The sequence below is a fragment of the Burkholderia sp. Nafp2/4-1b genome (assembly GCF_003635165.1).
Lineage (GTDB): Bacteria > Pseudomonadota > Gammaproteobacteria > Burkholderiales > Burkholderiaceae > Burkholderia.
Genome location: NZ_ML058608.1, coordinates 286,972 through 300,123 on the forward strand (window position 1 = coordinate 286,972; position 13,152 = coordinate 300,123).

The window sequence follows — 13,152 nt, forward strand, 5'->3', positions numbered from 1 at the left end:
TTCGGCCACCCGCGGTTCCCGCAACCTTAACGGTCTGCCGGACGCCCCGCACCTCGTCAGAGGGCGGGGCGTTTTCACATTCGGGTGCGGATCACACCAGATCACGCCGTAGTCACGCCGGGATCACGACCGGATCGCGCCCGGATCGCCCCCGGATCGCGCCCGGAACACGCCCGGAACACGCCCGGAACACGCCGGGGGCGCGCCGGAGTCACGCCGCGATCACGCCCGGATCACCCCCGAATCACCCCCGGGGTCACGCCGTGGTTACCCCGGAGTCACGCGCGCGGTCGCGCCATGGCGCCGACCCGGCGCCCGGCCGACACGCCGAACACCGCGGCCGCGCCTGCGAACGCGAAACCGACGCCGCACACGGCGCTCCACCCGCCCCACGCCCACGCGCTGCCGGCGAGCGCCGCACCGAGCGCACCGCCGACGAAGAACAGCCCGACGAACAATCCGTTCAGCCGCCCGCGCGCGGCCGGGTTCAGCAGGTTGATGTCGCGGCGGCCGATCGTCTGGTCGACGATCACGCCGGCATCGAGCAGCGCCGCGCCGCCGGCCAGCAACGCCAGCGCGACGCCGCGATGCGCGTGCGCATCGAAGCCGAACCACCCGGCGCCGGCGATGCCGAGCACGGTAAGCGCCGCGAGCATCGTCACGTGCGCGATGCGTTGCGCGGCCGGGCCATTGCCGCGATCGCCGGCGCGGCCGGCCAGCGGCGTGACGATCGCACCGCTCGCGCCGGCGAACGCGAACAGCGCGATCCCGTGCAGGTCGAGGCCGAACGGCGATAGCGCGAGCCGCAGCCCGACGGCCGTCCAGAACGCGCTGAACGCGGCCATGGCGAGCGCGGCCGACAGCGCGTGCCGGCGCAGCACCGGTTCGTCGACGAGCAGACGGCCCATCGACGCAAGCAGTGCGCGATAGCTGGCCGTCACCGACGGCACGCGCGGCGGCAAGCGCAGCGCGAGCACCGTCGCGATCGCCGCGTTCGCGAGCGCGGCCAGCGCGTAGAACGCGCGCCAGCCGGCGGTGCCCGCGATCAGGCTCGCGAGCGGCCGCGACAACAGGATGCCGAGCATCAGTCCGCTCATCACGTTGCCGACTGCGCGACCGCGCTGCGCTTCGGGCGCCATCGACGCGGCCATCGGCACCAGCATCTGGATCACGCTCGACGCGCCGCCGGCGGCCAGCGTCGCGAGCAGGTACACGGTGCCGGAGCGCGTGAAGGCCGGCAGCGCGAGCGCGGCCGCGCAGGCGGCGAGCGTCACGACTATCAGCCGGCGGTTCTCGAGCAGGTCGACGAGCGGCACCAGCAGCACGAGGCCGGCCGCGTAGCCGAGTTGCGGCAGCATCGCGACGAGGCCCGCGAGGCTCGGCGGCAGATGCAGGTCGGCGCTGATCGGACCCGTCAGCGGCTGCCCGGCGAACAGGTCCATCACGATCACGCCGACCGTCGCGGCGAAGAACAGTGTCATGCCCGCGCTCAGTGCGGGCGGGGTGCCGAGCGCGGGGCGACCGGCGGGACAGGAATCGGCAGGGCAGTTCATCGGAAACCTGGGGTGTTGAACGAAGGAATCCCCATCGTAGGTGTCTGATGTTTATGCGACAATTGAAATATGTCTAACATGATTATGCGAGTTTGCTTTGAATACGCGTGATCTCCAGGCGTTCGTCGCGGTGGTCGACAGCGGGTCGATGGTCGCGGCCGCCGCGAAACTCCATCTGACGCAGCCGGGCCTCACGCGCCGCGTGCAGAACCTCGAAACGCTGCTGGGCATGCCGCTGCTGGAACGGCAAAGCAAGCCGCTGAAGCCGACCGCCGCCGGGCGCGACGTCTATGCGCTCGCGCGCAACGTGCTGGGCGCGGTCGACGAACTGATGGCGGCGGGCGCACCCGACAGCGAACCGTCCGGCGAGTTGCGCATCGGCGTGCCGCCGTTCCTGTCCGAGCTGGCGCTCGAACGACCGATCGACCGGCTGCGCGACGCGTTTCCGCGGCTCACGCTGCGGGTGACGGCCGGCTGGTCGCCGGCGCTGGTGCAGAGCATCGAGCGCGGCACGCTCGACGTCGCGACCGTGATGATGCCGGCCAGCGCGGCGCTGCCCGATACGCTGACGGCCACGCTGCTCGGCACGCAGCCGACGGTGCTCGTCGCCGCACGCGATTTCCCGCTGCCGGACGGCCCGCTGTCGCTCGACGTGCTGTCGGGTTTCCCGTGGGTGCTGAGCCAGGATGGCTGCGGCATGCGCTCGGCGCTGAGCCGGGCGCTCGGCGCGGCCGGGCTGCCGTTCGACGTCGCGGTCGAGGCGTTCGGCTCGGAGTTGCAGCTGTCGCTCGTCGCGCGCGGTGCCGGCATCGGCATTGCGCCGCCGAACGCGCTGGCGCGCAGCGCGCATCGCGATGCGCTGAGGGTGGTGGAAACGGCCGGGCTGGAGACGCGGATCAACGTATGGATCGTGCACGGCGCGCTGCCGGGCCGCCTGATGCGGCCAGCCGCGCTGCTGCGCGACGCGCTGGGAGAAGTGCTCGACCGGGAGAATGTGAAGGGGTCAGGTACCTACTAGCGATCTAGAGTGCGCATTCGAGGGAAAATCCTTATTTTCTCTACGGAAATGTTGCAATGCGGAAATCGATTCGCTATAGTTACACCTGTCTCCTCCATGTCTCCTCTGATATGGATTCAGCCCGCCTATTAGGCGGGCTTTTTTTTGCCCGCGTTTTTGGCGCGGGCTGTCCATTGGTCCTCCGTCCGTCTTCCGTCTTTGTTCGTCCGCGTCAGAACTTGTAGGTCATCCCGACGTAGCTGATGATCGGGTCGGCCTTCAGCTCCGATTTCGATTCGGAGAGCACGGTGCCGTCGGCAGCCTTGATCGTCACCGTCGACGTCGTCTTCAGCGGGATGTAGGTCACCGATGCGACCAACCCGAAATGCTCCGTCATGTTGTACTGCAGGCCCGCGTTGAACACCGGCTGCCATGACGACGACGCCTTCGCTTCCACCGACGTCGTGCCCGGCTTGCCGGCGCCCGCCGCGAGAATCGCGCCGAGGTTGTCCTGCGTCTGCTTGATGAAGTTCGTGTTGAGCTGCAGGTCGCTGAACCAGTTGTACGACACGCCGAGACCGAGGAACGGCCGGAACTTCGCGGTCGCCGCCCCGAAGTAGTACTGAAGGATCGCCGCCGGGCTCCACTGCCGCACGCTCTTCACGATCGGGTTCACCGATCCCAGCCCGATGTTCTGCGTGCCCAGCGCACCGGCAGGGCCGGGCGGCTTGATCGTGCCCTGGCCCGACACCTTGAACACCGGCGGCACGCCGGCCACCGACGTGACGGCGATGTGGTCGGTCAGGAAGTGGCTGACCGTCAGGCCGACGGTATCCGCGCCGCTGGTGCGCAGCCCGGTGCCCGGCGACGTGAACGACGGCGGCAGCCGCAGCGGCGTGTTGATCGGCGTCGGCGCGACGTTGGTCGTCATCGGCGTGCTGCTTTGCTGCGGCATCACGTGGAACCAGCCCAGCGTGACGACGTTGCTGCCGGCGCTCTGCGCGTGCGCCGCGAGCGGCGCCAGGGCGGCGGCGCCGGCCGCCGCGCAGAGGAGGGTCTTCTTCATCACGGCTTGCCTCCGCTTACTGGACGAACGCGCCGATCGTGAAATACGGCGTCGAACCCGCGTTGTCGAGGAAACCGAACACGCCACCCGTGAAGATGAACTTGCCGGTCGGCGACGTGCTGCCCGAACCCGTATGGATCGTCGTGACCGTGCCGGGCACCTTCTGCGTGTAGTCGAGGTCGAGCACTCTCGTGAGCGACGCCTGAGACGGCTGGAACGGATCGAGCAGCGTGGCCTGCTTGTCGATCAGCGCGGTGGTCCGGTAGTTGAACTCGCTGTCGACGCCGATGTACTCGCCGTTCTGCGAACCGGTCGCGATGGCCGTCTGCGGCGAGAGGATCGAGATGCTCGATTCGTCGTCGGCGGTCAGGCCCGGCACCCCGTTGTGGTCGGGCGTCGGGTTCGGGTTCGCGACGCCCGTGCGCACCAGAATCGGCACCAGCTGATTGCGCAGCTTGCCGACGATCATGAAGCCCTTGCCCTGCGGCGTCGCCGACAGCGTCGGCTTCAGCTGGCTCTGATAGTTGTTGCTCTGGAACGCGCCGCTGCCGTCGGCCGACTGCACGAAGTTCGTGCCCTGCTGCGTGCACGCGCCGCCGGCGAACTGGCCGGTCGTATCGCACTTGGTCCACGTGCCGTCCGCGTTGATCGTCACCTTCGCATCGATCGATGCCGGTGCGAAATTCTGCGACGGCACTTCGCCAAAGCCGATGTGGCTGTATGTGCCCGCAACCTTCGTGATGTCGGTTTCGATCGACGAGAAGCCGATGAACGGGTAGTACGGGAATTTCGTGTCGGGCACCGCGGCCTGGCCGAGCACGCCGCCGAACTGGATCTCCTTGCCGGGAATCGTGCCGCCCGCGACGCCGAAGCCCACGAAAATGCGCGCCGGGCGCGACGCATCGAGGCTCGCGCCGTTCAGGCGGAACGCGCACTGGTTCAGCTTGTTGGTCGGCAGCAGCGTTTCCTGCGTGAGCGTACCGCTGTCGACGGTGCCCGCGCGGGTGGGCGTGACGGTGCCGGTCGTTTGCGGAACCGCCGATTCGACATAGGTCACCTGCCAGGTCATCTTGGTCGTGTCGAGCTGGACCTTGGCCAGCTCGCCGCTGCCCGCGCCGCCGGTAAACACGGTGCTGTAGTCGAGCGTCGCCGGGCACAGCCGCTCTTCGACGAGCGGGGGCGGGTTGTCGCTGCCGCCGCCGCATGCGGAAAGAAGGGGGGCGGCAAGGGCCGCCGCCAGAATGAGGTTGCGCTTCATGTTGCTCCTCCAGATTTGTCTTGTCGGGCGGCCGGCTCCCTGTCGACCGCTTCTGTTGCTTGTGCTCGTGCTGCCCTGGCCGTGCCGGGCGCCGTCGTTTCGTGCGTTTCGTGCCTTCCCTGCATTCCGCGGCGGCGAACCACCCGCCGCCGCGTCCCCGATCGTTACTTGCTGATCTGCGCGCCGACGCCGAAGTACGGTGCCGACGACGTGCCCGTGATCGCCGACGTCGACGTGACGCCACCGTTCACCGTGCCCTGGATCAGCGCCGCATACAGGCCGCCCGTCGCGATCACGACGCCCGATGCCGACGGGTAGGTCGCACCGCTGGCCGGCGTTGTCGTCGTGTTCAGCAGGCCCGGCGTTGCCTGGCCGTAGTCGAGCGTGAAGCCGTCTTCTTCAGCCTGCGTGGTCGGGTTGATGAACGACGCGTTGCCGCCGCGGATCAGTGCAGCCGTGTACTTGAAGTTCGAGTCCGCGCCCGCGTAGCCGCCGTCGATGGCACCCGACTGGATCGCGGTCGCCTTGCCGAGCACCGCGATGCCCGATTCGTCGTCGACTTGCGCGTCGGTGTGCAGCGGCGGCGTGCCGAGGTTCACGTAACCCGTGCGCACGATCACCGGCACCGTCGCGCCGTTGAGCTGGCCGATCACCATGTGCGCGGTCGCCGACTTGCCGGTCGCGCCGACGATCGGCAGCGACGTCTGCGGCAGGATCTGCGGTGCCTGCGTGCTGTTGAGGTAGCCACCGCTTGCGTTCGCCGCCCACGGATTGCCCGTCGTCTGGCAGCTCCCGGAGCTCGACGTGCACGCGCCGTTCGCGTCGAACGTCTCGCTCGAGTTGATGCCCTTCGTCGCGTAGTTGCCCGACGGCACGAGGTGGTAGATCAGCGCGTTGTACGTGCCGGGCAGCTTCGACAGATCGGTCGTCGTGTTCGCGAAGCCGAGGAACGGATAGAAATCGAAGTGACGGTTCGGCACCTGGCCGACGTTCTGGATCACGCCCGGGATGATCGTGAGCCCGTCGTACTGCACCGTCGCGCCCGGAATGCCGCCACCCGCGACGCCCATGCCGACCAGCAGCATCGGCGGGTTCGCCCGGTTGAAGTCGGCGGCCGTCGAATAGGTCGAGCCGTTCGGGGCCGTGCCCGAACCCGGCGTGAGGACGAATGCGCAGCGCGTCTGTTCCGCGGTCGGCAGCGTGCCGGTCGGCGGATGGATGACCCTGCCGGTGATCGTGGTGCCGGCGCGGCTCGGCGTGACCGTGCCGGTCGCGAGCGGAATCGGCGACTCGAGCCACTTGAGCGTGTAGGTCATCGCGACCGCGTCGATGTTGACGCTGACGATCTCGCCGCTACCGGCGCCGCCGAGGTACGTGCTCTTCACGATGTCGGCGTCGGCCGGACACAGTGCGCCGTTGACGGGCTGCGACGGCGGCGGCCCTTGCGTGCCGCAGCTCGATCCGGAACATTGAGGCGCGTTGATCGGCGCGGGCGCGCCGCCGTCTCCCCCACCACAGGCAATCAGGAAAGGGGCGATGGCAAAGGCCGTTGCCACCCCCTTCGATAAGGCGTGCGACATGCCGCTGTCTCCAATCGTTTAATTGTGCGAGCTAATGTCGCTGCCCGGATTTTTGCTGTCAATTGATGAACTCGTCTAAAAAAGACGATTGAAACAATGCGCACGTCATGGGTCCTTTCCCGATGAGGCTTTCGGTAAGAATTAAAACGCGAGATGGGCGCTAGAGGGCTGCCGAAGTGGGGCGACTGCCACGCACGGACGGCCCTGCAGGCCCTCCCGCGTATAACGGCAGCGTTTAAAGCGGCGGTATCCGGTTTATCCCTATTCGGGATTGACTGGAGAGAGGAGGCGAAATTAATTCACCAGTAATCGCGCAACGGAAAGCTTGTAAATATTTGTAAATGCACGAACCGGATTTTTTATATTGCCAGAAATGGGTAAATAAAAAGCCGGCCAGCGGCCGGCTTTGCATCGCATGCAAGCGGAGTCAGCGCTTGAGGCCTGCATCCTCGGCGGCGCCGATGTTCAGGTTCATGCACTGGATCGCGGCGCCCGACGCACCCTTGCCCAAGTTGTCGAGACGCGCGACCGTGACGAAGCGCTCTTCGTTGCCGAACACGAACAGGTCGACGCGGTTCGTGTCGTTGTTCGCCTGCACGTCGAAGAAGCCGCTGTCGAGATTCGCGTCCGCGTTGAACGGCGCGACGCGCACGAACGGTTCGTCCGCGTAGTACTCGGCGAACACGCGCTGCACGTCCTGCGGCGTCGCGCGCTTCGCGAGCTGCTCGGGCGAGAAGTAGGTCGTCACGGCGAGGCCCTTCAGGAACGGCCCGACGATCGGCGTGAAGATCGGTGCGTGCGCGAGGCCTGTGTGCGCGGCCATTTCCGGCAGGTGCTTGTGCGCCAGCGCGAGCGCATACGGACGCGGGCTCGCGAGCTTGCCGCCCGGCGCCGCGCTTTCGTATTCGGCGATCATCGACTTGCCGCCGCCGCTGTAGCCGGTGATCGAGTAGCTGTGCGCGGCGAAGGTCGGCGCGACGATGCCCGCATCGACGAGCGGACGCATCGCGAGCACGAATGCCGACGCGTGGCAGCCCGGCACCGCGATGCGCTTCGACGTGCGAATCTTTTCGCGCTGCGCGCGGGTCAGTTCCGGCAGGCCGTACGCCCAGTCGGCGTTCGTGCGGAACGCGGTGCTCGCGTCGATCAGCGTCGTGTTCGGGTTCTCGACCAGCGATGCCGATTCGCGCGATGCGACGTCCGGCAGGCACAGGAACGTGACGTCCGACGCGTTGATCAGGCGGCGGCGCTCGTCGACGTCCTTGCGCTTCGCTTCATCGATGCGCAGGATCTCGATGTCGTTACGCGCCGACAGGTATTCGAAGATCTTGAGGCCGGTCGTACCTTCCTGGCCGTCGACAAAAACTTTGGTGCTCATTTCGCTCTCACTGATTGAAACGGGAGCCGCGGCGCCCTGAAACCGCCATTTTAAGACGTCATCCGGCGGGCCTGCACCGCACGGGGCGAAAAAAGACGGCCCGCGGGCCGTCTTGTGTCCCTTTGACGCGCGTCGGCCCCGCGGGCGGGCGGCCCGGCGCGCGCGTTCAGCGGCCGCCTGCCAGCCAGCGTGCCGTCGCTTCGGCGACGCGCCGGCCGAACGCCTTCGCGGTCTCGAGGTCGCCGGGCAGCGGGCCCTCGTCGGGCGTCGCGTCCGCCGGCGACTGCGCGAGCAGGCCCGTGAAGCCGCCGACGTAGTTGATGTCGTTGCGCGTGGCCGCCTTCGAGTTGGCCGGCATCATGCCCGTGCCGACCCACACCATCCCATGTTGCATCGCCAGCGTGACGAAATACTGAATCGTCGAGAACTTGTCGCCGTTCATCGTCGCCGAGTTCGTGAAGCCCGCGGCGATCTTGTCCTTCCACTTCTGCGTGAACCACGGTTTCGACGTGGCATCGGCGAACTGCTTGAACTGCGCGGACGGTCCGCCCATGTAGGTCGGCGCGCCGAAGACGATCGCGTCCGCCGCGTCGAGCGCGGCCCAGCCCGCGTCGTCGAGTTCGCCGACGGCGATCAGCCGGGCGGTGGCGCCGGTGTCCTGCGCGCCCGCGTGGACGGCTTCGGCCAGTTTTTGAGTGTGACCGTAGCCGCTGTGATAGACGATGACGATGTTCGACATGAAGCGTTCTCCGGAAGGGGGCGAAACGGCGGGCGCCGCGGCCTGCCGCGTCACGCGCCGCTGTCGGGCGGCGCGACGGATGCGCGGCGGGATGCCGCGACCAGTGCAGCGCAGTCTAGCAAGCTGAAGTGACGGGAGAAAAGCGCGCGGGCGGCGCACGGAAATTCGAGAGGCGCGGGCAATCGCGGGTGCGGACGAAATTCCCGCACCGACCCGCACCGACCTCCGCCGACGCGCACCGACCCATGCCGACCCATGCCGACCCGCGCCCGCCTATTGCCCGTAAGTGACCATGAGCGTCGCCGTGCCGATCGTCAGCGTGCCGATCTCGTGCTCGAACATCGGAGCCGGGCGCCCTTGCGCGACGCGCAGCTCGGTGCCCTTCAGCGCATACACGGTGATCACGTAGCGGTGCGGCTTGCCGGGCGGCGGGCACGGGCCGCCGTAGCCGTCGATGCCGAAGTCGTTGCGCGCCTCGCTCGCGCCGATGCGCCGCAGGAAGCCCGATGCACTGGCGTCGGCCGGCAGGCTCGTGACGCTCGCCGGGATGCCGGCGACGGCCCAGTGCCACCAGCCGTGTCCCGGCGCGTCGGGATCGAAGATCGTGACGGCATAGTTGCGCGTGCCGGGCGGCGGATTGCGCCAGGTGAGCTGCGGCGAGCGGTTCTCGCCCTTGCAGTCGCCGCGGTCGAACACGTTCGCGGCGCCGACGCGCCCGCCGGGCTTCAACTGATCGCTCGACAGGGTGAACGGACCTTCCGCGCGTGCGGGCACGGCAGCGAGCGCGGCACTCGCGGCGGCGATGCAGAGCAGGGCGGCGAAGAACGGAGACGGACGACCCGGTGGCGCAGGCGAAGTGATCCGGCGATCCACACGCATATGGCGCTTCTCCCGTCACGTGGGCCGGACCGATGCTCCCGGCGTTGTTGGCGTTGTGCGTTGCCCGCGCAGCTGATGGCGACGATGGATCAAGTCTAGCATTAGGGTTCGATGAACGATGCATGCCGCGGCCCGAGATTCGGCCACGATCCGGCCCGGCGCCGATTCCGCTCGACGGACGAAAAAAAACCGCTCGCGATGAAGCGAGCGGTTTTTTCAGCCAGCGTGCCGGCCCGGGAGCCGGCGTGGCGTCATTCCTTCGGGGACGTTGCGCCGCCGTGCGCGGCCGACCACTCGGCCGGTGCGTGCAGGAACTTTTCGACTTCGTCGAGCGTCTTGGTTTCGAAGTAGCCCGACGCCTTCGCGACGCGCAGCACGTCCCACCAGGTCGCGAGCGCGTGCAGGTCGACGTCGATGTCCTTCAGAACCGACACGCTTTCCTTGAAGATGTTGTAGTGGAACAGCACGAAGCAGTGGTTCACCGTCGCGCCGGCGGTGCGCAGCGCATTGACGAAGTTGATCTTGCTGCGGCTGTCGGTCGTCAGGTCTTCCACCAGCAGCACGCGCGAGCCTTCTTCCAGATGACCCTCGATCTGCGCGTTGCGGCCGAAACCCTTCGGCTTTTTGCGCACGTACTGCATCGGCACCATCATGCGGTCCGCGAGCCATGCCGCGAACGGAATACCGGCTGTCTCGCCGCCCGCCACCGAGTCGATCTGCTCGAAGCCGACGTCGCGCATGATCGTCGTTTCCGCCATTTCCATCAGCGCACGGCGCACGCGCGGATACGAGATCAGCTTGCGGCAGTCGATGTAGACGGGGCTTGCCCAGCCGGACGTGAAGATGAACGGTTTTTCGGCGTTGAAGTGCACCGCCTGCACTTCGAGCAGGATTTTGGCGGTCGTATCCGAGATCGACTGACGATCGTAGCCTGTCATGGGCATTCCTTGGGTGATGAGCGAAGAGCGGGCGCGGGCCCGGTGGCGCAGCAAGGGGAACCTGCCCGAAGGGCCGGGGTGCGATTCGGGGTGCGATTGGCGGGCCAATCGGTCCAATCGCATCGCTGCGCGCGTAGCCGGCTATTTTACCCGATTCAGGCCGGTTTTCGGCGGAATTCGCGCAGGTTCGCCGCGCCGCTCGCCACCGGCGAAACAAACGGGGCGCGACCAGCCCGACGCCGATGCCGAGGATGCGGCGCTGCACCAACGTAGGTCATTTAGGGGGTGTACACTAGGCGACCCTTAGAAATCGTTCAGTACTTTGTACTTTCCTCTTGCCACCCGCCAAGGTTCGATGGCGTGCCGACCCGGCGCGTCGCGTGCCGTCTCGCAGTCGACCATCCCCTCGATTCAAGCAGATGCGGCCCAAGGTGCTGTGTACTGAACCGTCAAAAATTTCGCATGTCTCTCGCAGGTCAATCATGGACGAACAACTGAAGCAGGCCGCACTCGCTTATCACCTGAACCCGAAACCCGGCAAGATTTCGGTCACCCCGACCAAGCCGCTGTCGAACCAGCTCGATCTGTCGCTCGCGTATTCGCCGGGCGTCGCCGCCGCGTGCGAGGCGATCCACGCGGATCCGCTCGACGCGCAGAAGTACACGTCGCGCGGCAACCTCGTCGGCGTCATCACGAACGGCACGGCCGTGCTCGGTCTCGGCAACATCGGCCCGCTGGCCGCCAAGCCGGTGATGGAAGGCAAGGGCTGCCTGTTCAAGAAGTTCGCCGGCATCGACGTGTTCGACATCGAACTGTCGGAGTCCGACCCCGACAAGCTCGTCGAGGCGATCGCGATGCTCGAGCCGACGCTCGGCGGCATCAATCTCGAGGACATCAAGGCGCCGGAATGCTTCTACATCGAGCAGAAGCTGCGCGAGCGCATGAAGATCCCCGTCTTCCACGATGACCAGCACGGCACCGCGATCATCGCGTCGGCCGCGATCCTGAACGGCCTGAAGGTCGTCGGCAAGAAGCTGTCCGAAGTGAAGCTCGTGTGTTCGGGCGCGGGCGCGGCCGCGATCGCGTGTCTGGACCTGCTGGTGAACCTCGGCCTCACGAAGTCGAACATCCTCGTCGCCGATTCGAAGGGCGTGATCTACGAAGGGCGCGGCAACCTCGATCCGTCGAAGCAGCGCTATGCGGCGAGCACCGACGCACGCACGCTCGCCGACGCGATCGTCGGGGCGGACGTGTTCCTCGGCTGCTCGAGCGCGGGCGTGCTGAAGCAGGACATGGTCAAGACGATGGGCAACCGCCCGCTGATCCTGGCGCTCGCGAACCCGGAACCGGAAATCCGCCCGGAAGACGCGAAGGCCGTGCGTCCGGACGCGATCGTCGCGACCGGCCGTTCGGACTACCCGAACCAGGTCAACAACGTGCTGTGCTTCCCGTTCATCTTCCGCGGCGCGCTCGACGTCGGCGCGACGACGATCACGGAAGAAATGAAGCTCGCATGCGTGCGCGCGATCGCCGAGCTCGCCCAGGAAACCGACCAGAGCGAGGAAGTCGCGAAGGCGTATGAAGGCCACTCGCTCGAGTTCGGGCCGGACTACCTGATCCCGAAGCCGTTCGACCCGCGCCTGATCATCAAGATCGCGCCGGCCGTCGCGCAAGCCGCGATGGATTCGGGCGTCGCCACGCGCCCGATTCAGGACATGGACGCGTACCGCGAGCAGCTCGGCGCGACCGTCTACCGCACCGGCATGGTGATGCGTCCGGTGTTCGCGACCGCGAAGAAGCAGGAAGCGCGCATCGTGTTCGCCGAGGGCGAAGACGAGCGCGTGCTGCGTGCCGCGCAATTCGTGCTGCAGGAAAAGATCGCGAAGCCGATCATCATCGGCCGTCCGTCGGTCGTCGAGATGCGCCTGCAGAAGATCGGCTCGAAGCTGACGGCCGGTGTCGATTTCGAGATCGTGAATCCGGAAGACGACACGCGCTATCACCGCTACTGGCAGGCGTACCACGAGATCGGCGCGCGCGACGGCGTCACGCCGGAAGTCGCGAAGGCCGCGCTGCGCAAGTTCAACACGCTGATCGGCGCGATGCTCGTGCACCTGGGCGATGCGGACGGGATGATCTGCGGGATGATCGACACGTACCACACGCACCTGAAGTTCATCGAGCAGGTGCTGGGCCGTGCGAAGGGCGCCGAGCACTATGCGGCGATGAACCTGCTGATGCTGCCGGGCCGCAACCTGTTCCTGTGCGACACGTACGTGAACGAACTGCCGAGCGCCGAGCAGCTCGCCGACATGACGATCCAGGCTGCCGCCGAGATCGAGCGCTTCGGCATCACGCCGAAGGCCGCGCTGCTGTCGAATTCGAACTTCGGCAGCGCGCCGTCGGCGTCGTCGCGCCGCATGGCCGAGGCCCGCAAGCTGATCAGCGAGCGCGCACCGAACCTCGAAGTCGACGGCGAAATGCACGGCGACGCGGCGCTGTCCGAAGCGGTCCGCAAGGCCGCGTTCCCGGGCACGACGCTGTCGGGCGAAGCGAACCTGCTGATCATGCCGAACGTCGAAGCGGCGAACATCGCGTACAACCTGCTGAAGATGGTCGGCGGCGAAGGCGTGACGGTCGGCCCGTTCCTGCTCGGCGCGGCGAAGCCGGTCCACATCCTGACGCCGGCTGCCACCGTGCGCCGGATCATCAACATGACGGCAGTGGCCGCCGCGAACGCGAACACGAAGTAACTCAGCGTCCC

10 protein-coding genes are annotated in these 13,152 nt (G+C 67.1%); 2 read left to right on the forward strand and 8 right to left on the reverse strand.

Going from position 1 to position 13,152, the window contains the following annotated elements; genetic code table 11:
- Positions 1–278: 278 nt before the first annotated feature.
- Positions 279–1,553, reverse strand: a complete 1,275-nt coding sequence (locus C7H84_RS19630; protein ID WP_121860338.1) for an MFS transporter — start codon at positions 1,551–1,553, stop codon at positions 279–281.
- A 97-nt stretch (positions 1,554–1,650) separates the two neighbouring features.
- On the opposite strand from C7H84_RS19630, the gene C7H84_RS19635 reads away from it, so the two are divergent.
- Positions 1,651–2,571 (forward strand): LysR family transcriptional regulator, encoded by a 921-nt coding sequence (locus C7H84_RS19635; RefSeq protein ID WP_121860339.1) that lies wholly within the window; start codon positions 1,651–1,653, stop codon positions 2,569–2,571.
- Between the two features lie 211 nt (positions 2,572–2,782).
- Here C7H84_RS19635 and C7H84_RS19640 read toward each other — a convergent pair whose 3' ends face one another.
- The 7 genes from C7H84_RS19640 to C7H84_RS19670 all read right to left on the reverse strand — a co-directional run bounded on the left by C7H84_RS19640 (position 2,783) and on the right by C7H84_RS19670 (position 10,388).
- Positions 2,783–3,616 (reverse strand): OmpW family outer membrane protein, encoded by an 834-nt coding sequence (locus C7H84_RS19640; protein WP_121860340.1) that lies wholly within the window; start codon positions 3,614–3,616, stop codon positions 2,783–2,785.
- A gap of 16 nt (positions 3,617–3,632) precedes the next feature.
- The gene (locus C7H84_RS19645) at positions 3,633–4,874 is read right to left on the reverse strand and encodes a DUF2957 domain-containing protein (protein ID WP_121860341.1); all 1,242 of its coding nucleotides are present in this window, start codon (positions 4,872–4,874) and stop codon (positions 3,633–3,635) included.
- Between the two features lie 164 nt (positions 4,875–5,038).
- Complete coding sequence (locus C7H84_RS19650; RefSeq protein ID WP_121860342.1) at positions 5,039–6,454, reverse strand: DUF2957 domain-containing protein; 1,416 nt, start codon at positions 6,452–6,454, stop codon at positions 5,039–5,041.
- Positions 6,455–6,881: 427 nt separating this feature from the next.
- On the reverse strand, positions 6,882–7,832 hold the full coding sequence (gene argC, locus C7H84_RS19655) for an N-acetyl-gamma-glutamyl-phosphate reductase (RefSeq protein ID WP_121860343.1): 951 nt from the start codon (positions 7,830–7,832) through the stop codon (positions 6,882–6,884).
- A 166-nt stretch (positions 7,833–7,998) separates the two neighbouring features.
- Entirely contained in the window at positions 7,999–8,571 is a 573-nt protein-coding gene (locus C7H84_RS19660) for a flavodoxin family protein (RefSeq protein ID WP_121860344.1), read from the reverse strand.
- A gap of 273 nt (positions 8,572–8,844) precedes the next feature.
- On the reverse strand, positions 8,845–9,450 hold the full coding sequence (locus tag C7H84_RS19665; RefSeq protein ID WP_121860345.1) for a YbhB/YbcL family Raf kinase inhibitor-like protein: 606 nt from the start codon (positions 9,448–9,450) through the stop codon (positions 8,845–8,847).
- Between the two features lie 251 nt (positions 9,451–9,701).
- Positions 9,702–10,388, reverse strand: a complete 687-nt coding sequence (locus C7H84_RS19670; RefSeq protein ID WP_098550031.1) for an orotate phosphoribosyltransferase — start codon at positions 10,386–10,388, stop codon at positions 9,702–9,704.
- 482 nt (positions 10,389–10,870) lie between these two features.
- Here C7H84_RS19670 and C7H84_RS19675 point away from each other — a divergent pair, with 482 nt between their 5' ends.
- Entirely contained in the window at positions 10,871–13,141 is a 2,271-nt protein-coding gene (locus C7H84_RS19675; RefSeq protein ID WP_121860346.1) for an NADP-dependent malic enzyme, read from the forward strand.
- Positions 13,142–13,152: the final 11 nt, after the last annotated feature.

Bases quoted from the DNA above. Each gene is read 5' to 3' on its own strand.
- C7H84_RS19630 (WP_121860338.1), bottom strand. From the start codon at position 1,553: ATGAACTGCCCTGCCGATTCCTGTCCCGCCGGTCGCCCCGCGCTCGGC.
- C7H84_RS19640 (WP_121860340.1), bottom strand. From the start codon at position 3,616: ATGAAGAAGACCCTCCTCTGCGCGGCGGCCGGCGCCGCCGCCCTGGCG.
- C7H84_RS19645 (WP_121860341.1), bottom strand. From the start codon at position 4,874: ATGAAGCGCAACCTCATTCTGGCGGCGGCCCTTGCCGCCCCCCTTCTT.
- C7H84_RS19650 (WP_121860342.1), bottom strand. From the start codon at position 6,454: ATGTCGCACGCCTTATCGAAGGGGGTGGCAACGGCCTTTGCCATCGCC.
- argC (WP_121860343.1), bottom strand. From the start codon at position 7,832: ATGAGCACCAAAGTTTTTGTCGACGGCCAGGAAGGTACGACCGGCCTC.
- C7H84_RS19660 (WP_121860344.1), bottom strand. From the start codon at position 8,571: ATGTCGAACATCGTCATCGTCTATCACAGCGGCTACGGTCACACTCAA.
- C7H84_RS19665 (WP_121860345.1), bottom strand. From the start codon at position 9,450: ATGCGTGTGGATCGCCGGATCACTTCGCCTGCGCCACCGGGTCGTCCG.
- C7H84_RS19670 (WP_098550031.1), bottom strand. From the start codon at position 10,388: ATGACAGGCTACGATCGTCAGTCGATCTCGGATACGACCGCCAAAATC.
- C7H84_RS19675 (WP_121860346.1), top strand. From the start codon at position 10,871: ATGGACGAACAACTGAAGCAGGCCGCACTCGCTTATCACCTGAACCCG.